Raw genomic sequence first — 21,439 nt, 5'->3', positions numbered from 1 at the left:
AGAAACTAATTCTAGTCAATAGCAAAATGGTTTTTTTATAATTTCGTAGCCAAATGATTGATAAGTACATCGATAGCAACCTTGTTCTTGCCACCCTTTGGCACAATCAAATCGGCAAATTTCTTACTAGGTTCCACGAAAAGTTCGTGCATTGGCTTTACAGTTTCCATATATTGAGTCAAAATCGATTCAATAGTTCTGTCACGTTCCACGACGTCTCTTGTAATTCTTCTTTTGAGTCTGACATCTCCGTCGCAGTCTACGAAGACTTTCATATCCATTAAATTGCGAAGTTCTTCATTCTCCAAAACCAAAATTCCTTCTACAATCACAATTGGCTTTGGACTTTTCTTCAAAGTATCAGAGCTTCTAGTGTGAATTGTAAAATCGTAAGTTGGAATGTCGATTTCTTCATTATTTATAATTTTTTTAACATGCTCAATCAACAAATCCGTTTCAAAAGCTTGGGGATGATCGTAATTCAAACTAGCACGTTCATCCATAGTCAAATTGTCATGAGCAAAGTAATAATTATCGTGTTCAATAATTTCTATTTTATCTTCAAAATGTTTTTTCAAAGTCTTCACGATTTCAGTCTTGCCTGAAGCACTTCCACCTGCGACTCCCACAATATACGGTTTCATAATAGCCTCCTAGTTATTAGTTAATTTTAATATAAATTTTACAATTTTTCAAGGTTGTAAATTAGGATAACCTTTTAATAATTTGTAGATTAAAATTGTAAATTGTGCTAAAATAATATTGAAATGTTTTATTTTGTAAATTTTATTACAAACTTTACAAAAAATTCAAGCAAATCACAATTACGGAAAATGTTTTAACAAAAGGAGATTTGAAATGTCAAAAAACACAAAACTTATTATTTACTCGTTGATTTACATATTGTTCATGATAATCATCAGATACACATTGTCTCATGCGCATGGATTTTTGATTGACCATTGCTTGATGATATTCTTGGCTATCGCAGTAGTTCTTGGATATTTTCATGGATTTATTTTCAAATTCAATTTTACGATTGTTTTCGTAGCGATATTTATGATGCTTTTCATCGGACAAATGACACCTCCATCAAGAGGATTTATCGAATACTCATTTATCGATTTTTATTACGTGTCGGCGGCGACAATCTTTATGTTAGTAGCAGACATAGCTGGATCCATCAGAAAAACTCACTTGATTCAAAAGGAGATTTTCTTGGAACAATTAGAAAAAGAAAAAAACGCCAAATTATTTAAATCGTAATCAATTAAACCATCAAGTGTTTTGCTTGATGGTTTTTGAAATTTTGGTGCAAATTGCTTTAATGTGGAAAAATAAATAAAATAATGTTAAAATATAGATTATAGTTTATTAAAAGAGAAGGAAGAGAATGAATATACTACAAAAATTATCAGAAGAATTAGACATAAAATATGATAACGTTGTTAAGACAGTTGAATTATTAGATGAGGGAAATACAATTCCATTTATCGCCAGATACAGAAAAGAAATCACTGGAAATTTGACTGACGAAACGTTGAGACAATTAAACGATAGGCTTACATATTTGAGAAACTTGCAAGAAAGAAAAGATGACATCACACGTCTTATCGATGAGCAAGGAAAACTCACTGAAGATTTGAAAAAACAAATCGATGATGCGACTATTTTGACAGAATTAGAAGATATTTATCTTCCATTTAAGCCTAAGAAGAGAACTCGCGGTTCAATCGCTGTAGAATTGGGACTACAACCAGTAGCAGATATGATAATGGAGAAAACTCACTCTTTATCTGAGATTGAGAAAAAAGCCTCAGAATTTGTCAACGGAGAAGAAATCAAAACAGTTGATGATGCTATTAGTAAAAGTTTGGACATCATAGCAGAATTCGTATCTGAACAAAAAGTATTCAGAGATATCGTTCGTAATTCATTCATAACTGATGGGGTTATGAAAACCGAAGAGAAAAACGAAGACGAATCCGGCACATACAAGATGTACTACGATTATTCAGAAAAAGTAAAAGATGTCAAAGCACACAGAGTTCTTGCGGTATTTAGAGGAGAAAAAGAAGGGTTTTTGAAAGTTTCGTTCATTTTAAATGACGATTACAATATTTTCAAAATTATGAGAAAAATCGCAAGAAATAATGATTTTGAAACTTATGATTTGATTGAAAAAGCTGTCAAAGACAGTTACAAGAGATTGATCGTTCCATCAATCGAAACAGAAGTGCGTCAAAGCATGAAAGAAATGGCAGACGATGAATCAATCGGCGTATTCAAAAGCAATTTGAAACCATATTTGATGCAGCCTCCTATCAAAGAAACTGCAATTATTGGACTTGACCCGGGATTTAGAACTGGTTGCAAAGTTGCTGTAATTTCTGAATACGGAGATTTCTTGGACAGTGCTGTAATTTATGTAACTGATGCTAGAAAACAAATCCAAAGGGCAGATGAAACTTTGAAGGAATTTATCGACAAATACAACGTAAAGCTAATCGCAATCGGTAACGGAACAGCTTCTCGTGAAACAGAAAAGTACGTATCTGATTTGTTAGCGCAAATCGACGATGAAATCTTTTATGCAATCGTAAACGAAGCGGGAGCAAGTATTTACTCTGCATCAAAACTTGCAATCGAAGAATTCCCTGATTTAGATGTAACAATAAGAGGTGCTATTTCGATTGCACGTCGTATTCAAGACCCACTTGCAGAATTGGTCAAAATCTCTCCACAATCAATCGGAGTTGGACAATATCAACACGATGTCAACCAAAAGAAATTGAAATCATCACTTGAAGAAGTAGTGGAAGATTGTGTTAACACTGTTGGTGTCAACATCAACACAGCAAGCTCTGCGCTTTTGAATTACGTATCTGGAATTACGAAAACAACTGCGAAAAACATCGTGGATTACAAAATAGAAAACGGACCATTCACTAATCGTCAAGAAATCTTGAAAGTAAAAGGAATTGGACCAAAAGCATTCGTACAATGTGCAGGATTTTTGAGAATTCCTGAAAGCGAAGAAATATTAGATAACACAGAAGTTCACCCAGAAAGCTATGAAATCGCAAAACAAATCATGAAATACGATTTGAACGATATAGATGTGAAAAAACTATCCGAAGAACTAGAAGTAGGAGAACCTACTTTGCGTGATATAATCGAAGAACTCAAAAAACCGGGCAGAGATCCACGTGACGAAATGCCAAAACCAGTTCTAAGACAAGATGTATTGTCAATCGATGATTTGGAAGAAGGAATGATAGTCACAGGAACGGTTAGAAATGTCGTGGACTTCGGAGCATTCATAGACATCGGAATAAAAGAAGACGGACTTTGCCATATTTCTAAGATGAGCAATTCTTACATCAAAAACCCAAGAGAAGTGTGCGAAGTAAGTGACACCGTAAAAGTAAAAATAATTGGAATAGATAAAGAAAGAGGATTGGTTTCCTTGTCGATGAAATTATAAAATGGGCGCTATTATAGCGCTTATTTTTATAAGAAAATTCAATTGACAATATGGGATATATAACATAAAATATAATCAGAGGAAAACATGAATGATTTTGAAGTAATATTATATGAAAAAGAAAATGGAGAAATACCAGTAGAAAAGTTTTTGGATAATTTACCTATTAAAATGAAAGCAAAAGTAGTTGGATTGATTCAAATATTGCAAGAATTTGGTAATGATTTAAGACAACCTTACAGCAAACACTTAGAAGATGGTATATTTGAACTCAGGGCAAAGCAAGGCAGAGATATTACAAGAGTATTGTATTTTTTTTATTTTGATAAAAAAGTTATATTAACTAATGGTTTTGTAAAGAAAACTCAAAAAACGCCAAAGTCTGAAATCCAAAAAGCAAAAAAATACAGAGATGATTTTATGGAAAGGACAAAAAATGAAGACTTTTGATAATTATTTAAAAGAACAATTAGAAAATAAAGAATTTGCAAATGAATATAAGAACATTCAACCAGATATGGATATTATAAGAGCTATAGTTTCTGCAAGAACATCTCAAAACTTAACACAAAAGCAATTATCAGAAAAAACTGGCATTGATCAATCAGACATTAGCAAATTAGAAAATGGAACCAGGAACCCAAGTATAAATCTTTTGAAAAGGCTAGCTGATGGCTTGGGAATGGATTTGAAAATTGAATTTGTAAAAAAGAATACACAAATTTCAAAATAAGCAATACAGAATATATTGAAGAGGATTGGTTTCCTTGTCAATGAAATTATATATATTTTCAATACAAACTCCTAATTAATTTAACGATTAATTAGGAGTTTTCTACGTTATTTGCAAATAAATATGCTGTGATAAAGTATATAATTTTGTTTTTAAATAAGATGATAAATTATTATTAAATTAATTGTTTTAAATGTGTTATTAAGTTATAATGATATAGGTATAAAATTAACTACCAAAAATAAAATCATTAGGAGGAAGCTTTGAAAAGAGTTGTAGCTTTTCTGTTAGCTTTTGCACTTGTTTTTGGATATGCTCCAGTAGCAAAAGCAGCAGATGAAAAAGTTGATGGTAATGTAAATAATGAAGCCACATTACCAGAATCAGATGTCAAAACAAAGGAATTTTCTGTCAAAGTATTGTGCCAAGTGTGCAATTTGCAACCTGTTGCAAATCAATTGGAATTTGAATTAGAAAATTTAGAAACAAAAGAAGTGATGGAGTTTACATCAGCACAAGGAATTGCCAAATTTAGTATTGAAAATATTAAAGTTGGTCAAAAATACAAAATCACTTTGAAGAAGAACAAAGATTACCAAATGGATCCATTTAATGTAGAAGTAATGGAATATGAGGGAGATCTTGTTTTAGCAAAAGAAGATAATTATATCTTGGAAGATATCCTAGTATCCAAAATTGATCTTTCTAAGGAATGTGTCGACGATGTTTGTGAATTTTCGGACAAAAAAGTAACTATGGCACCTATTCCAATGATGGTGGAAGAAAATGGAAACAAAAGAGCTTTGAAATCAGATGAAGAAGTTATATTTGATTTGTATAATACTTCAAAAGCTGAAAGGGTAGGAGAAATAAAAACTGTTAATGGACAAATCCCTGCTTTGAGTGTTTACGAAAAAGACGATTATATTTTATTCACAAGCACTAAGAATAAGAAATTTATATTGGCAGATAAACCATTTGAAAGAATTGTTAGCGAATTCTATTTCAGACAAAACGGCGAAGGTAAATTGCCAATTAGACATAAAGCTAAAAACCCATACTTACAACCAGCAAAAACAGAAATAGATTCATTGACTGTTCGTCATTTAAAAGAAAATGAAAAAATCACTGACAGGGTTACTTTGGATTATGTTTGTATAGCTCCAATTGAAAATGATAAGCAAGACTTTAAAGATTTAAAAGTTGTATTCACAAGTGAATATGATACAGTAACAGCAGTTCCTATTTTGCAAGATCAATACGGAACTTTATTGAGTCCTTTTAGTTTGCACGAAGGAGTACAATATTCCGTAAAAATTGAGGACCCTAAGGGACAATACGCAATAGAAAATTTTCCGTTCACTATAGTAGACAAATCAGAAAGAGGACCTAATCATCCATTGGGATGGGAAGATGGCAAGTATGGATTCGATCATTCATATTGTGGAAATGCAAACTTCATAACTGTTGTTAAAAAAGGCGAAGAAAACAAACACAATACAGTTATCAAATGTATCAATGGAAACACATCTGTTTCTGGAATGAATTTTAAAGATTTATTGTTAAGAACAATTCATCCAGATAAATCACAAATCAAATCAATGGCAGGAAAAGATTTTGATTTATTCAGATTTAAATTAATCAATCCAAAAAGATGTGAAGTTTCCAAAATGGCTGATGGAGATTTTACAATTCATAGAAATATCCCAAAAGATAAATCAGTAAAGACTGTATATCAAGTTGAAAAAGACGGTAGCCTTACAAAATTAGATTTTACTGTAAAAGATAATGTAGCAAATATTAAAACAAAAACATTATCAATTTACGATACTGTAATTGAATATGTCAAAAAAGCAGAAGAAAAATTGGAACAAGAATTTGAATTAGATGTATTATGTGGTTCTTGCAACAGATTGCCAGTTGATAAAGAATTGGAATTTGAATTGGAAAACTTGAACACTAAAAAAGTTTCAAGCATAAAAGCAAATTCTGCTAAGGTTAAGTTCACTTTAAGAGATGGCGAAAAATACCAAATTCGTTTGAAGAAAAACGACGAATATAAGTTAGATACATTAAAAGTAAATGCAAAAAAAGTAAATGGTAAAATTGTAGCAGTAACAGATGATAATAAAGTTGTAGAAGAAATTTTGTTGACTAAGTTAGATTATTCAAAAGAATCTGTGGATGATGTTTGCAAATTATCTGACAAAAAAGTCAAAATGGCTCCAATTCCAATTATGGTTAATGAAGATGGAAAGACTAGACCTTTATCAGATAGAGAATATTTGTATTTCACATTATACAATTTAACTAGATCTGAAAAAGTTGGAACATTTATGGCTTACGAAGGGGAATTGGCATCATTATATGTATATGAAAATGATGACTATATGCTATCAACAGGTTCTAATAACAAGCAATTCATATTAGCAGACACTCCATTTGACAAAGAAGTTAATGAATTTTACTTCAAAGCAAATGGTGAAGGTAACTTACCAATTAGACATAAAACTAAAAACCCATACGCAAAACCAGTTGATCCAAAAATCGATCATCTTACAATAAGACCTTTAGAAAAAGATGAAGTTATCAAAGACAAATACACTATCGATTATGTAAGAATAATACAAGATAAGAACAATCCAAAAGATTATAGAAATGTTAAATTGATATTCACAAGTGAATACGACACTGTAACGGCAACTACTTTGGAAGAAGATGAATGGGGAGTGCCTATTACACCAATCGATTTGTACGAAGGAGTGCAATATTCGGTAAGAGTTGAAGATTCAAAAGATGAATTTGCAATTGCTAATTTCCCATTCACACTTGTTGATAAATCAGAAAGAGGACCAAACCATCCATTAAAATGGGGCGACGGCAAATATGTATTCAATCAAACTTCTTGCACTAACGCAACTTATTTGACATTAGTTCCAAAAGGAGAAGAAAATGACAACAATACAGAATTGAAATCTGATGATAAGAGTACCACTATCAAAGGAATGAACTTTGGAGATTTGATGCTTAAAACTACTTATCCAGAGAAATCAAATATAAGACAACTTGCAGGAAAAGATTTTGATTTATTCAGATTTAAATTAATAAATCCTCATAGATGTGAAGTTACAAAAATGGCATTAGGAGATTTCACAATACAAAGAGTTGTTCCTAATGATAAAAATGTTGTAGCAGTTTATGAAATCGACAAATATGGAAACTTAAACTTGTTGCCATTCAAGCAAGATAAAGATTTAGTAGACATAAAAACAAAAACATTGTCTATTAATGATATCGCAATTGAATATACTAAAAAACCAGTAGAAGATAATCCAAGTGTTCCAGATGATAAACCAAATAAACCAGGAGATAATACTAATACTTCTGATAAAAAAGAAGTGAAAACATTCGAAGATTTGTACAAGCGATTTGCAAATTCTAGAATTTCAGGAGAAGACAGATATCAAACAGCTATTGAAATTTCTAAAAAACACTTTACATCTTCTGAAAATATAGTATTAACATCAGCAAATGAATTGGTAGATTCATTGACATCAACTCCACTTGCGACATCTTTAAAAAGTCCAATACTTTTAAGTGGTAAATCAGAAGTAAATGCAAATACTTTGAATGAAATTAAAAGATTAAACGCAAAAAATATTTATATTGTAGGTGGAGAATCTACTATATCAAAAACAGTAGAATCTAATTTAAAACAACAAGGATACAATGTAGTCAGAGTTTCCGGCAAAGATAGATACAAAACATCTGTCGAAGTTGGCAAAAAAGTCGTGGAAAAATCTGGCAATAAACACAAAATTGTGTTGGCGAGTGGAGTGAACATTGTCGATGCACTTTGTGGAAATAGTATTTCCGCTAAGGAAAATATCCCAGTATTGTTAACTCAAATCGATGAATTGAATGAATACACTAAGAAAGCAATTGAAGAATGGAATGTCAATGAAATTGTAATAGTAGGTGGAAAATTATCAATTTCAGAAAAAGTTGAAGAAGAACTTAAATCCATGGGAATAAAGATAACTAGATTGAGTGGAAAAGATAGATTTGAAACATCTGCTGAAGTTGCAAAATATCTTTATCCAAATGCAGAAAAAATCCTTATAGCAAATGGATATAATTACGTGGATGCATTGGTTTCTGGACCTATAACTCAAATAAATAATACTCCAATAATTTTATTTGAAAAAGATAAAATCCCAGCATCTGTTCAAAAATATTTGAACGATTCTAATATCAAAGAAATCCAAGTAATTGGAGGAGTAGAAAGTATTTCAAAATAAAACATTAGAGATATTGGCATGTAGCTGATATCTCTTTTTTTTGTAAAATTAAGAAAAATAATGGATAATATGTGTGAGGTGATTTATGAATACAAAATACGTTATAAAAAATACAGCGGTTAGTCCAGATGATTACAACGAATTGCGTGAAAAATCTGGTATTGGAAATAAAAAATCGAAAGAAAATGCGGAAACTGCAATAGAAAATTCTCTTTTCATTACATCGATTTATGATGGGGATAAGTTGATTGCGATGGCAAGGGTTGTTGGAGATGGGGCAATTAGTCTTGTGGTTACTGATGTGATGGTGGATTCAGAATATCAGAAAAATGGTTTGGGAAGAGTTTTAATGAATGAGGTTAGCAAATACTTGGACGAAAATTACGATGAAGATGCGTATATTATTTTGTTGGCGAACGCTCCTTATGATGCATTTTACGAAAAATTTCATTTCAAACAATTTCCTAACAAGAAGGGTATGCTAAGAGTTTTGTAAGTTTTAAATTAAATATTTTATCAACACGAAATTTTTGTTCATATTTTTAACGAAAAATGATTTATTAATTGGTCGTATTATGATAAAATTTATTCAACGCGAAAGTTTTTTCGTAAAATTTATAGGAGGAATTTATGAAATCTAAATCTAAGATGAGCTATAACTTGTCGGTAATTTTACTAATTCCGCTTGGTATAGCTATCAATTTTGTTGGTGCAAATTTGACTGCAGCATTAAAATTACCGGTTTATTTGGATGTTATAGGAACTGTGTTCACAGGTGTATTGTGTGGGCCTTGGATTGGTTTTCTTACAGGTGTTGTCACAAACATCGTGACATCTGTTACTAATCCAACACAACTACCATATATGATTGTAAGTGGTGCGATTGGTTTGGTTGCAGGGATTTGTGGAAAGAAGGCAATGTTCAAGACTCCAGCAAAGGCATTTGTAGTAGGAATTATTATTTGGCTTGTGGCGATGATTACGTCTGCGCCAATTACTGTTTTGGTTTTCGGTGGCGTTACTGGAGCGAGTGGTTCAAGTGCAATCACGACGTTTTTGGTTGCAACAGGAAAAGGATTATGGGAATCTGTTATTGGTTCAACTGTTCTTACAGAAACTTTGGATAAATTTTTGACTTCGTTTGCAGTTTATTTCCTTATAAAATCCATCCCTAACAGAAATTTGTTGAGATATCCTAATGGAATTCAATACATAAAAGAAAAGAAGAACAAATACGTGAGAGGTGCAAAATGATATCTAAAATTTTCCCAACAACAAAACTTTTTATGGTTATAGTTACAGTTATTATTTCGTTGGTTTTGCCATGGCAATTCGCATACCTTTTTGTACTTCCATTAAGCTTGATATTAGCTTTGTTGGATAATAAATTCAAACAATACGTGAAAAAATTGTGGATAGTTTTGTTATTAGTATTATTAATAATGTTTTTGTTCCAATTATTCTTGGACAAATCAACAGAATACGTGTATTTGAATTTAGGATTTATGAGAGTGACACTTAACGGAATATTAAATGGTTTGGAACAAACAAAATTCATTCTAACGCTTATAACTTTGTTTTTGTTATTCTTCGAAACAACGGACATTGAAGATTTGATGATAGCTCTTCAACAAAAAAATATAAGTCACGTTACAAGTTACGTTATAATGGCGACAATGACTATGATTCCAGAAATGATTAAGAAAAGTTCCAAAATCATAAAAGCACAAGAAGCGCGTGGAATTGAAACAACAGGCTCCATCAAAAACAGAGCTAAGGCGTTCTTCCCATCACTTGGACCTTTGATTATATCTTCACTTTCAGAAATCGATGAAAAGACAATTACACTTGAAGCACGTGGATTTGCATCTGAAAATGAAAAAACATGTCTCAAGGAAATCAAGAAAACAACTGCAGATAGAATAATTTTTTACGTTTTCATTGCATTGGTTGTGTTGGTATTGGTGTGGAGGTTTAAATAATGATAGAACTTAAAAATGTTTCGTTCAAATATGAACTTCAAGAAGAAAAAACTATAAAAAACTTGGATTTGTACGTTAAGCAAGGAGAGTTTGTGGGAATTATTGGAAAAAATGGTTCCGGCAAGACGACTTTGTGCAATATCATTAGAGGGATAATTCCAGACTTCGTTCAAGGAACAATCACAGGAAGTATTTCTATCGACAATAAAAACATCAACGATATCGAACGAGGAGAAATGGCGGAATTAGTTGGATTTGTATTCCAAAATCCATTCAGTCAAATCTCTGGAATCAAGAAAACTGTATTCGAAGAAATAGCCTACGGACTGGAAAACCTCGGAGTTCCAAGAGAAGAAATCAGACAAAGAGTAACTGATGTTATTAAATTACTTAAAATAGAAGATTTGCAAGATAAAAATCCGAATGAATTGTCTGGTGGTCAATCGCAAAGAGTTGCGATAGCTTCAATCATCGTAATGAATCCAAAAGTTTTGATATTTGATGAGCCAACAAGTCAGCTTGACCCACTAGGAACTGAAGAAATCTTCGATATTTTAAAACTTTTGAAATCACAAAATAAAACAATAATACTGGTAGAACACAAGATTGATTTGATAGCAGAATACGCGGATAGAGTTGTGGTAATGGACGATGGAGAAATCATCTTCAACGGTGAGACTCACGAAGTTTTATCAAACGACAAAATCGAACAGCACAATGTATCTATGCCTATAGTTTCAAAACTTGCATACAAATTAAATGAAGAAAAGCCAGGATTTTTCAAAAACATCCCTATAACTTTAGATGAATGCAAGAAAGAATTGGAGGAAAACTAATGAGCAAATTAGAATTTAAAAATGTAAGCTTTACTTATCCTAATGGATTCAAAGCGATTAACGATTTGAATTTGGTCGTAAATTCTTCAGAAAAAGTTGCAATCGTGGGACAAAATGGAGCCGGAAAATCGACTTGTGCAAAACTGATGAACGGACTATTGAGACCTAATTCTGGGGAGATTTTGTTAGATGGGAAAAATACAAAAGACATGACCACAGCACAAATATCCAGAAAAGTAGGCTACGTCTTCCAAAATCCTAACGATCAAATCTTCAACTCCACAGTTTACGATGAAGTCGCTTTTTCGTTGAGAGCATTAAAAGTCGACGAAGATGAAATGGACAAACGTGTCAGACAAGCTTGTGAAATCTGTGAACTTTCAGAATATTTGGACGACCATCCTTATGATTTGCCATTTAGTACGAGAAAATTCATAACGATAGCAATTACAATCGCAAATGACTGCGACATTTTCATATTTGACGAACCGACAGCAGGACAAGACGCATATTCTATGGGTTGCTTGAAAAGAGTAATCGATCATTTGCACGAACAAAACAAAACGATTATAACAATCACACACGATATGGAATTTGTCGTTGAAAACTTCAACAGAGTTGTCGTAATGTCCAACAAAGAAATCATTAAAGATGCTGATAAGAAAGAAGTTTTCGATGAAGATGAAATCCTACAAAAAGCATACATCCAACCACCTGTTGTCAAAAGACTTTGCAACTCAATTAATTTGAACGAAAAATTATTGTCGGTGGATGATTTTGTAGATTACATCAAAAATTTTGGAGGTGCTAATGATTAATTGTATATTGGATTTTGATCCGGGAGTTGATGATGCAGCAGCTTTATTTGCAATTAAAAATTCGAAAAATTTAAAGCTGTTGGCACTTTCTTCAGTAAACGGTAACGTATCAATCAAACACACAACAAGAAACATGCAATGCTTGGCAAAACTTTTGGACATAAATGTTCCTATGGGAAAAGGACAAGAAGTACCACTTGTAAGAGAGCCTTTCTTTGCAACGGTTCACGGAGATGATGGAATTGCAGGATTCAGAGATATGATTGAATCAGAAGATGTGAATGAACTTACAAGTGAAAATTCCGTTACAATGATGCACGAAATTATCCAAAACTCAACTGAAAAAATCACGATAATTGCAGTGGGACCACTTACAAACATTGCACTACTGTTAAGAACTTTTCCAGAAGACAAGGGAAAAATCGAACAAATCAGCATCATGGGTGGCTCCATCACAAGAGGTAACGTCACAAGTCTTAGCGAATTTAATTTCTTTGTCGATCCAGAAGCAGCGAAAATCGTATTTGAAAGCGGAGTTAAAATTATAATGGCAGGACTAAACGTAACACAAAAAGCCAGCATAACTGATGAACAAATCCAATTCTTGGACACAATTGAAACGAAAAAAACGAAATTTGCACACAGAATTTTGAAATACTACGCATCAAACGACGCAGGAATTCACGACCCTTGCTCAGTAATCGTAATGGATAATCCAGAAGTTTTCGAAACGGAAGACATGTACATCAAAATTGATGTGCAAAACGATGAAACAAGAGGAATGAGCTACAGAGATTTAATAAAAGAAGAAAATGATGAATTCAACTGCAAAGTAATCACTAAAATTGACATCGATAAATTCAGAGAAATATTGATGCAAGCTCTAACAGAATAAAACTTACTCCGAGAAATATCTCGGAGTTTTTTTAAATTCAAATGATTATCATTATTGACAGAATAAAAAAATAATGTTATTATTTATTTGGATAAAGTTAGTAGGATGATTTTTACAATTGATTTTGCAGATTAGACGTAATTTGCAACTAAATAAGTTTTTAATTCTCAAATAAACTTATTACATATTTAAAATTGAATAGGGAAGATAGAATAGAAAACCAAATTTTATTGTAGTAAGTTAATTAGTTAATAAAATTAGAATGCATTCAAATTTGTTTTGAGATATTAATAACTATTTGTATTTCCGTGCTAACAAATATAAATAAGGAGTATTGATATGAATAAATTAAAATTGATGACTTTGGTTGGCGTGATGTCAGCGGCTTTGTTGTTGAATGGTTGTGGAGCACAAAAAGATGCACCGAAAGAAAATACCAAGCAAACTGAGCAAAAACAAGAAGATAAAAAAGAAGACGGCAAGGCTACTGAAAAAACTGAGGACAAAAAGGAAGAAGTAAGCTTGTCTGATTGGGACGGAGAATGGAACAATATGGGAAGTTATTTGGATAAGCCAGAAGTTCAAGACGCTTTCAAAACTTTAGCGAAAAAAGAAAATATTGATGAGAAAAAAGCAAAAGCAGATTATCTTGAAAAAAGAAAATGTGAATTCAATGGATTGAAAATCGAAGGAAATAAAATTACTTTCACAAGCAAAATTCCTTCAGAAAATGGAGACAAAATAGCTGAAACTGAGTACAAATTTGTGGAAAAAAAGGCTGTAAAACATGGATCACACATGCTAGAATGGGATGTTTTTGAAGCTGTGGATTCTAATGCAAAATATAAAGTTTTGTTGATGATGCCAATTCACGGCGAAGAAGAGTTGACACATTTCCACATGAGATATGGTAATGACAAGGAAGAATTATTTGCAAAGGAAGGCTGGTTCCCAACTTTCGTAAAACCAAACACAACTGATAAACAAATTATCGGAGAAATCGAAGAATAAGGTTGGAATATGAAATTGACAAAGGGCAGGGACGACCTGTCCTTTGATTTTTGAAAAGGAGAATTTAGATGAAAAAGAGATTTTTGAGTTTTCTATTAGCCTTGTGCATGGTTTTGTTTGCGGGATGTTCCAATCACACGAAAAAATCTTCAGGAAAACCGGTTATCTACACATCGTTTTTTCCTGTGCATGATTTGGTGAAGATGATTGCAGGAGATACTGTTGAGGTGAGAACCTTTATGCCTGTGGATAAGGAGCCTCATTTGTGGGAGCCGTCTGCTAAGGATATGAAAAAACTTGCCGATGCAGATTTGCTGGTTGTAAATGGTGCGAATATGGAACATTGGGTAGACAAGGTGCACGAGAATTTGCCTAATTTGGATATTTTGAAGTTGTCGGATTCTGTAGAGCTAATCACGTATAAAGGAGCTGCTGCAAGGGGCGATTTTCAATATATGGCACAATTGGACTTAACAAAGGGAAAACGAAAAATAGATTTTGGGCATACTCATGAAGATATTATGAGGGTTGCGTTCTTCAAGGACAATGGAGAAGACAAAAAAGAATTAGTCAAAAAAGCTAAGGAAATTATGAATCAAAAAGGTGAGATTGTTCACCAAAAAAACACTTTCGATGTTGAAGAAGGAAAAGTATATGGCCTTGAAATGGGTCATGAATCTGGAGAGATATTTTACAACATAAAAGATGATGGCAAGTGGATTTTCGTATCGGACAGAATAAGCGAAGATTTGCTACCATATTATTTACAAGATACTAATGGAAAATTGCTTCAAGATGAGGGCAAATTAAAGCCTGTAATGGAAGGTTCTTCGTCAGGATTTGACAAGATAACTTACGATCCACATTCATGGTTATCTGTCGTAAATGCAAAGAAATATTTGAATAGTATCCAAGACAAATTGATACAAAAATACCCAGATAACGAGAGAATTTATCGAAAAAATAAATTGAAATACGTTGATAAATTGACAGACATTGACGCAGAATACAAAGAAAAATTTAGTAAATTAGACAACAAAAGCTTTTTGGTAACACATTACGCTTATGCATATATAGCGAGGGATTTTGGGCTTACTCAGTATCCATTAGAAGGTCTTACTAGCATGGAAAGTCCAAGTCTTAAAACAATAAAAAAAGCCGTGGATTTTGCGAAAACGAAAAACATTACTACGGTATTTTATGAATATGGAAAACCTCCTAAAGAAGCGAAGACTTTATCGGAAGAATTGGGAGGAGATATAAAGCCTTTGGCTTCGATGGAATTTATAACAAAAGAGCAACAGGACAATAATCAAGGATACATCGAATTAATTGAGATGAATTTGAAAAACTTATACGAATCTATGAAAAAGGCAGGTGTATAAATGAATGCAGTAACTATTAACAACTTAAATTTTGGTTATAATGAAGATTTGGTGCTTAAAGATTTGAATTTGAAGATAAATCAAGGAGAGATGGCTCTAATTCTTGGAGGAAATGGAAGCGGTAAATCAACTTTATTGAAATTAATGCTGGGAGAGTTAAAAGCTGATGACGGAGAAATCAAAGTTTTGGATAAAAATATTAAAGATTACAAGAGCTACCGAGATATAGGATATGTTCCTCAAATAAATATCGTAAACAAAATTGCATTTCCGATTACTTGTTTGGAGCTTGTAACGTTAAATTTGTATGAAGATTTTGGGCTAATTAAAGTCGCACGCAAAAAACATTACGACAAAGCTAGGAAAATTATGGAAGAAATGGGTATGAAAGAATATATTAATCGTCCTGTAAATGAATTGTCGGGAGGACTTCAACAAAGAGCTATGATTTGCAGGGCGATGATTAACGAGCCGAAACTTTTGATACTCGATGAGCCGACTGCAGGTGTTGACAAAGAAAACAAAGAGAAATTTATAAAAACAATTGCTAAACTCAACAAAGATTACAACATAACTGTAATAATGGTAACTCACGAAATAAAAGAAATAGAAGCTTTGGATATTGAGAGAACACAATACGAAATGATTGAAGGGAGGCTTGTAAAATGCTAGAATTTGCGTTTATGAGAAAAGCATTGGTAGCAGGATTGATGCTTTCGATAATGATTCCGATGATTGGAATAATAATGGTTAATCGTAAAACATCGATGATAGGAGATGCGCTTTCTCATACTGCTCTTAGTGGAGTTGGGCTTGGACTTATTTTAGGATTCGACCCATTAGTAGGCTCTGCAATAGTTTGTGTTGTAGCGGCATTTTTAATAGAATTAATCAGAAAAAAATTCCCACAATACGGAGATATGGCAACTGCTGTCATAATGAGTACGGGACTTGGAATTGCAGCGATATTATCTGATTTTGCTCCAGGAGGAAATTCATTTGAATCGTATCTTTTCGGAAGCATTTCTTCTGTAACAAACAGAGATGTGATAAATATTTCTGTGATTTTCATATTAATTTTAGTGGTGTCTATATCGCAATATTCCGGACTATTGGCTATTTCTATCGACAAAAACATCGCACGTCTTGCTGGGGTGAAAGTAAATCGAATTAATGCAATATTTACTTTTTTATCAGCGATTACTATAGCTCTTGCAGTGAAAATAGTTGGAGCGTTGATGGTGACATCATTGATTGTACTTCCCGTAGCCACAGCGCTCATAATTGCAAAAAGCTACAAGAAAACATACATCATAACGATAATACTTGGTATTTTGTATATGATGTTGGGAATAGTTCAATCTTATCAATTTGATATTAAACCAGGTGGAGCAATCGTAGTAAATGCAGTTATAGGAATGATAGTTTTTGTAGCATATTCAAAAATTAAACAACCAAATAGGAAAAACTTTTCAAATTCACGAAATAATGCTAAAATAAAGTAAACACAACATTACAGAAGAAGGCAGGATAATATGAATTTCGAAGTAGAAAAAGGAAACAAAATTACTATACCAGATATATTAATGAGAAAATACGACCTAAGAGTTGGAGATATATTTGAGTGTGAACTTGAAAATGACAGGATAATATTGATTCCTAAGAAAAATCACGATGCAAACTATGTCGAAAAATTAAAGGGATTGACTGACGACACAATCGATGCATTAAACGAAGAGGAATAAAATCAAAAGGACTATCAAAAAATACGATAGTCTTTTTTTCTTTTTTCTGTGTAAAAAATATGAAAAAAGGGGTATAATGATATTGGATATTAAAAAAAGTATCACATTTAAGGAGGTATGTAATTATGGCATGTACTACATTATTAGTAGGTAAAGAAGCGAGCTTTGACGGCTCCACAATTATTTCAAGAAGTGAAGATTCTCCTTCTGGAATTTTTACAGCTAAGAGATTTATCGTTGTAAAACCAGAAGATCAACCAAGAAAATACGAATCAGTTTTATCTGGATGTAAGGTGGATTTACCTGATAATCCTATGAGATATACAGCACTTCCAAACTCAGACACATCAGAAGGAGATTGGGCGGCATCAGGCGTTAACGAAAAAAACATTTCAATGAGCGCTACTGAAACTATCACTACAAACCCAAGAGTTCAAGGAGCAGATCCTTTGATTCAATCTCCAACAAAAGATGAAAAATTCGGAGGAATTGGAGAAGAAGATTTCGTAACTCTTGTTCTTCCTTACATCAACTCAGCGAGAGAAGGCGTTGAAAGATTAGGAAAATTATTAGAAGAACATGGAACTTATGAATCAAACGGAATCGCATTCCAAGATGTTGATGAAATTTGGTGGTTGGAAACAATCGGTGGACATCACTGGATGGCAAGAAGAGTTCCTGATGATGCATACGTTGTAATGCCAAACCAATTGGGAATTGATTATTTTGATTTCGATGATGCATACGGCGAACAAAAAGAATTCATGTGTTCAAAAGATTTGAAAGAATGGTCCGAAAAACATCACCTATTCTTAGATCAAGAAGATTATGTAAATCCAAGATTAGCATACGGATCTCATGATCATTCAGATCACACATACAACACACCAAGAGCATGGATTATGCTAAGATATTTCAATCCAAACACATTGATTTGGGATGGAGTTGATGCTGATTTTACACCAGAATCTGATGATTTGCCATGGGCAATGGTACCAGAAAGAAAAATCACAGTTGAAGATATGAAGACAATATTGTCCAGCCACTACGAAGGAACACCTTACGATTGCTACGCAAAACATGGAGATCCAAACTACCGTGGAATGTATCGTCCATTGGGAATTAGCCGTGACAATGTAACTCATTTTACACAAATAAGACCTTACGCTCCAGAAGAAATCAGAGCAATTCAATGGTTATCATTCGGTAGCAACGCATTCAACGCAGCAGTTGCATTCTACGCAAACGTAGAAACAACACCAAGCTATGTAGGTGATCAAGTAGTAAGAGCAACATCAGAAAACTTCTACTGGGCTAACAGAATCATAGCTGCACTTTGCGATGCACACTTCAACAAAACAGCAATCTTTATCGAAAGATATCAAGGAGCAATTCAATCTAAATCCAACGAAATCATCAATAAATACGACGAAGAATTTGCTAAAAATTCAGCAAACGCTCACGAATTACTTGAAAAAGCAAACCAAGAAATGTCAGACTTCTTGAAAGAAAAAACAGACAAATTACTTCACGACGTTTTATTCACAGCAAGCTGCGAAATGAAAAACGGATTTGCAAGAAGTGATAACTAATATTTAACGATAACAAATGAATTAATAGCAAAACAAAACACCTCATAAGAGGTGTTTTGTTTTGCTATTAATCATCTGCAACTTCTGTAGCAGGGTCTGAATTTGTTCCAAATCTTGTGATAATTGTCAATATCATCATCGCCAATAATACGTATTGGTTAACCAAGAATGGAATTATATCTGTTGGCGCTACTTTTCCTGCAGAAAGTCCAGAAGCGATTAAGATTTGAGCTCCATAAGGGATAATTCCTTGTACAACACAGCTTGTTGTATCCAAAAGTGATGCAACACGTGATGGTTTTACGTCGTATTCTTTTGTCATTTCTGATGCAACTTGACCAGTTATCAAGATTGAAACTGTGTTGTTTGCTATGGCAACATTTGTAAGTCCAACTAATGTTGCGATTGCAGCTTCGGCACTTTTTGTTCCTTTAACTTTCTTTTTAACTTTCATTATAATCCAATCAATACCACCGTGTTTTCTAACCATGTAAGCAAGTCCACCTGTGAACATTGATAATAGGAATATGTCTAATACTCCTGTGAAGCCTTCGAAAATTTTTTGAGACAACATGATTGTGTCGAATTTTCCGTAAATCATTCCGATTATTCCTGCTAATAATGTACCAGAGAATAATACCAACAATACGTTCATTCCCATCAAAGCAGTTACGATAACTAATAAATAAGGAATTACATAAACTAAGTTGTAGCTTTCTTTTACCATTGTAATTGTCGTTTCTGGTCTTCCTATAATTGCGAAAATAATTGTAGAAATTATAATTGCAGGGAAACCGAATTTTGAGTTCATTACAAATTTTTGTTTCATTCCAATGTTTTGAGTTCTTGTAGCGGCTATTGTTGTATCGGAAATAAGTGACAAGTTATCTCCTGCCATTGCTCCACAAATCAAAGCTGCGAGCATAAGTGCTGGATTGATACCAACTTTTTCTGCAACACCAAATACGATAGGTCCCAATGCTACTACTGATCCTACAGATGAACCAGTTGCAATTGACAAGAATGTAGAAATCAAGAAAATTCCCGGTACCAAGAAGTTTACAGGCACGATTGATAAACTGAAGTTTACAACAGATTCTACAGCGCCACTTGCTTTAGTAACTTGAGCAAATGCTCCAGCTAATAAGTAAATAATACACATGATTATTATGTTTTCATCGCCGCAACCTTTTACGAAGTCGTCGGCTTTTTCGTTGATAGTTCCTTCAAAAATAATGAATGCTACAACAACACCAATCATTATAGAAATAGGTGAAGGAATTTGATAGAATGGCATTTCTACTCCACGAAGTGATAATACTACACCTGATAATACATAGAATAGCACGAACACTACAAGTGGAAGAAGTGCTTTTTTATTTGGTTTCATTTTTTAGCTCCTTTAATCTTTTATAATTTCCAAATTCACGTCCATATTCCATGAACGCATCGATATTTTCTAATTTTGTTCCTTTTGGAATTTGACAACCTGTAGATAACACATATCCGCATGGAGAATCGTAACCGATGTCGATACATTCTTTTACAGATTTTTTAACATCTTCAGTATTTCCCAAATACATAACATCTACTGGAGGAACATTTCCTGTGATAACAATGTCGTTACCAAGAATTTGTTTTGCTTCCAATAAACTTTCACAGTTATCAAGTGAGAAGTTACCAATTCCAGAATCTTTTAATAGTGGCCACAAATCTTTAGAATCACCACAAATATGTAACCCTGCAGAAGAACCACAGTATTTTTTTACATCTGCAATATTTCTCTTCAAATATGGAAGTGAAAATTCTTCGAATTGATTCTTACGAATCAAAGTAGTACTTGAAACTGGATCGGCAAATCCCATTCCAAATCCTCTACTACCAACTTCCTTAATGTATTCTCCGTTATTGATTGTTATGATATCCATAATTTTATGAACGGCATCCTTTTTCTTAACCATCCAACGAAGTAAAGTTTCAGTACCCAAAACACTTGCGGCTACAGAGAATGGTCCAGTCATTGCAGCACCGATTGATGCAACATCTCCGACTTGGTCTCTGATTTTTTCCAATGCTTCGATCAACACTGGTAGCTTTCCATCTTTTAATGGATTGATGATTTTTAATTTTTCGATATCTTCGACCTTTTTCACAACTGGATCTTTTAATTGTGAAATACTATCTTCTGGATACCAAATTTCAGTTCCCATGGCTTCTGCCATTCCTCTTAAAGTAGTGGATACACTGATGGAATCGTGGTAGAACCTTTTGAACAAAGCTACTTCCGTATCGGCGATTACATCAGAATTTGAATAATAATCCCAAGTTTTATATCCCAAATAGTCACTCATAGTAACACCCATATCAGGGACAACTGGAATTCTGTCCATTTCTTCACCTTTTGAGAAGGCCTCCATTCTCTCCTTTGGAGTCATCTCATCTTTGAACATATAAATCCTCCTTTTTAAATTTTAAAAATAATTTAATAAATGTATTGCTATAAATTGCAATATAATTCTATCATAGAAAAATTCAGTCATTTATTGAAATATTTTATAAGTGGTAGTTTTTATTCATTCAAATTAAATAAAAACTTAATAAAATTGATTTGTAGATTAAAAATTTTTAGTTTCGCACAAAAATATTTTTGTGAT

At 33.0% G+C, this 21,439-nt stretch carries 20 protein-coding genes; 17 read left to right on the top strand and 3 right to left on the bottom strand.

Annotated features, from left to right (window positions below; genetic code table 11):
* Nucleotides 1–35: 35 nt before the first annotated feature.
* Nucleotides 36–644 carry a uridine kinase gene (gene udk / locus GKG00_RS01700; protein ID WP_154253956.1) on the bottom strand — a complete coding sequence of 203 codons (609 nt, stop codon included), beginning with the start codon at nucleotides 642–644 and terminating at the stop codon, nucleotides 36–38.
* 214 nt (nucleotides 645–858) lie between these two features.
* Here udk and GKG00_RS01695 point away from each other — a divergent pair, with 214 nt between their 5' ends.
* The 17 genes from GKG00_RS01695 to GKG00_RS01615 all read left to right on the top strand — a co-directional run bounded on the left by GKG00_RS01695 (nucleotide 859) and on the right by GKG00_RS01615 (nucleotide 18,785).
* The gene (locus tag GKG00_RS01695; RefSeq protein WP_154253954.1) at nucleotides 859–1,266 is read left to right on the top strand and encodes a hypothetical protein; all 408 of its coding nucleotides are present in this window, start codon (nucleotides 859–861) and stop codon (nucleotides 1,264–1,266) included.
* 127 nt (nucleotides 1,267–1,393) lie between these two features.
* Complete coding sequence (locus tag GKG00_RS01690) at nucleotides 1,394–3,487, top strand: Tex family protein (protein ID WP_154253952.1); 2,094 nt, start codon at nucleotides 1,394–1,396, stop codon at nucleotides 3,485–3,487.
* Nucleotides 3,488–3,574: 87 nt separating this feature from the next.
* Entirely contained in the window at nucleotides 3,575–3,937 is a 363-nt protein-coding gene (locus tag GKG00_RS01685; RefSeq protein WP_154253950.1) for a type II toxin-antitoxin system RelE/ParE family toxin, read from the top strand.
* A complete protein-coding gene (locus tag GKG00_RS01680; protein ID WP_154253948.1) occupies nucleotides 3,924–4,220 on the top strand; it encodes a helix-turn-helix transcriptional regulator in 297 nt (98 codons plus the stop codon). The genes GKG00_RS01685 and GKG00_RS01680 overlap by 14 nt, the downstream gene beginning before the upstream one ends.
* Nucleotides 4,221–4,483: 263 nt before the next feature.
* A complete protein-coding gene (locus tag GKG00_RS01675; RefSeq protein ID WP_154253947.1) occupies nucleotides 4,484–8,521 on the top strand; it encodes a cell wall-binding repeat-containing protein in 4,038 nt (1,345 codons plus the stop codon).
* Nucleotides 8,522–8,606: 85 nt separating this feature from the next.
* Nucleotides 8,607–9,017, top strand: a complete 411-nt coding sequence (locus GKG00_RS01670) for a GNAT family N-acetyltransferase (protein WP_154253946.1) — start codon at nucleotides 8,607–8,609, stop codon at nucleotides 9,015–9,017.
* Between the two features lie 134 nt (nucleotides 9,018–9,151).
* Nucleotides 9,152–9,775, top strand: a complete 624-nt coding sequence (locus tag GKG00_RS01665; RefSeq protein ID WP_154253945.1) for an ECF transporter S component — start codon at nucleotides 9,152–9,154, stop codon at nucleotides 9,773–9,775.
* Nucleotides 9,772–10,503 carry an energy-coupling factor transporter transmembrane component T gene (locus tag GKG00_RS01660; RefSeq protein ID WP_154253944.1) on the top strand — a complete coding sequence of 244 codons (732 nt, stop codon included), beginning with the start codon at nucleotides 9,772–9,774 and terminating at the stop codon, nucleotides 10,501–10,503. The genes GKG00_RS01665 and GKG00_RS01660 overlap by 4 nt, the downstream gene beginning before the upstream one ends.
* Nucleotides 10,503–11,339 (top strand): ABC transporter ATP-binding protein, encoded by an 837-nt coding sequence (locus GKG00_RS01655; protein ID WP_094207614.1) that lies wholly within the window; start codon nucleotides 10,503–10,505, stop codon nucleotides 11,337–11,339. The genes GKG00_RS01660 and GKG00_RS01655 overlap by 1 nt, the downstream gene beginning before the upstream one ends.
* On the top strand, nucleotides 11,339–12,157 hold the full coding sequence (locus GKG00_RS01650; RefSeq protein WP_154253943.1) for an ABC transporter ATP-binding protein: 819 nt from the start codon (nucleotides 11,339–11,341) through the stop codon (nucleotides 12,155–12,157). The genes GKG00_RS01655 and GKG00_RS01650 overlap by 1 nt, the downstream gene beginning before the upstream one ends.
* On the top strand, nucleotides 12,150–13,052 hold the full coding sequence (locus GKG00_RS01645) for a nucleoside hydrolase (protein WP_154253942.1): 903 nt from the start codon (nucleotides 12,150–12,152) through the stop codon (nucleotides 13,050–13,052). Before GKG00_RS01650 ends, GKG00_RS01645 begins: the two co-directional genes overlap by 8 nt.
* 339 nt (nucleotides 13,053–13,391) lie before the next feature.
* The gene (locus tag GKG00_RS01640) at nucleotides 13,392–14,063 is read left to right on the top strand and encodes a ZinT/AdcA family metal-binding protein (protein ID WP_154253941.1); all 672 of its coding nucleotides are present in this window, start codon (nucleotides 13,392–13,394) and stop codon (nucleotides 14,061–14,063) included.
* 68 nt (nucleotides 14,064–14,131) lie between these two features.
* Nucleotides 14,132–15,448 (top strand): zinc ABC transporter substrate-binding protein, encoded by a 1,317-nt coding sequence (locus GKG00_RS01635; protein WP_094224286.1) that lies wholly within the window; start codon nucleotides 14,132–14,134, stop codon nucleotides 15,446–15,448.
* Complete coding sequence (locus GKG00_RS01630; protein ID WP_154253940.1) at nucleotides 15,449–16,120, top strand: ATP-binding cassette domain-containing protein; 672 nt, start codon at nucleotides 15,449–15,451, stop codon at nucleotides 16,118–16,120. It begins immediately after the preceding gene.
* Nucleotides 16,114–16,953, top strand: coding sequence for a metal ABC transporter permease (locus GKG00_RS01625; RefSeq protein ID WP_094206741.1), 840 nt, complete (start codon nucleotides 16,114–16,116; stop codon nucleotides 16,951–16,953). The genes GKG00_RS01630 and GKG00_RS01625 overlap by 7 nt, the downstream gene beginning before the upstream one ends.
* 30 nt (nucleotides 16,954–16,983) lie before the next feature.
* Nucleotides 16,984–17,193, top strand: a complete 210-nt coding sequence (locus GKG00_RS01620) for an AbrB/MazE/SpoVT family DNA-binding domain-containing protein (RefSeq protein ID WP_002834937.1) — start codon at nucleotides 16,984–16,986, stop codon at nucleotides 17,191–17,193.
* Nucleotides 17,194–17,318: 125 nt separating this feature from the next.
* On the top strand, nucleotides 17,319–18,785 hold the full coding sequence (locus GKG00_RS01615; protein WP_154253938.1) for a C69 family dipeptidase: 1,467 nt from the start codon (nucleotides 17,319–17,321) through the stop codon (nucleotides 18,783–18,785).
* 67 nt (nucleotides 18,786–18,852) lie between these two features.
* Here the strand turns inward: GKG00_RS01615 and GKG00_RS01610 are convergent, their stop codons facing one another.
* Both GKG00_RS01610 and GKG00_RS01605 read right to left on the bottom strand, forming a co-directional pair.
* Entirely contained in the window at nucleotides 18,853–20,175 is a 1,323-nt protein-coding gene (locus tag GKG00_RS01610) for a Na+/H+ antiporter NhaC family protein (protein ID WP_154253937.1), read from the bottom strand.
* Nucleotides 20,162–21,235 (bottom strand): uroporphyrinogen decarboxylase family protein, encoded by a 1,074-nt coding sequence (locus tag GKG00_RS01605; RefSeq protein ID WP_154253935.1) that lies wholly within the window; start codon nucleotides 21,233–21,235, stop codon nucleotides 20,162–20,164. The genes GKG00_RS01610 and GKG00_RS01605 overlap by 14 nt, the downstream gene beginning before the upstream one ends.
* Between the last annotated feature and the right edge of the window lie 204 nt (nucleotides 21,236–21,439).

The organism is Finegoldia sp. BIOML-A1 (assembly GCF_009678325.1).
GTDB lineage: Bacteria > Bacillota > Clostridia > Tissierellales > Peptoniphilaceae > Finegoldia > Finegoldia magna.
Note: the sequence above shows the minus strand (reverse complement) of the source record. Positions and strands in the feature narration are given on the sequence as shown.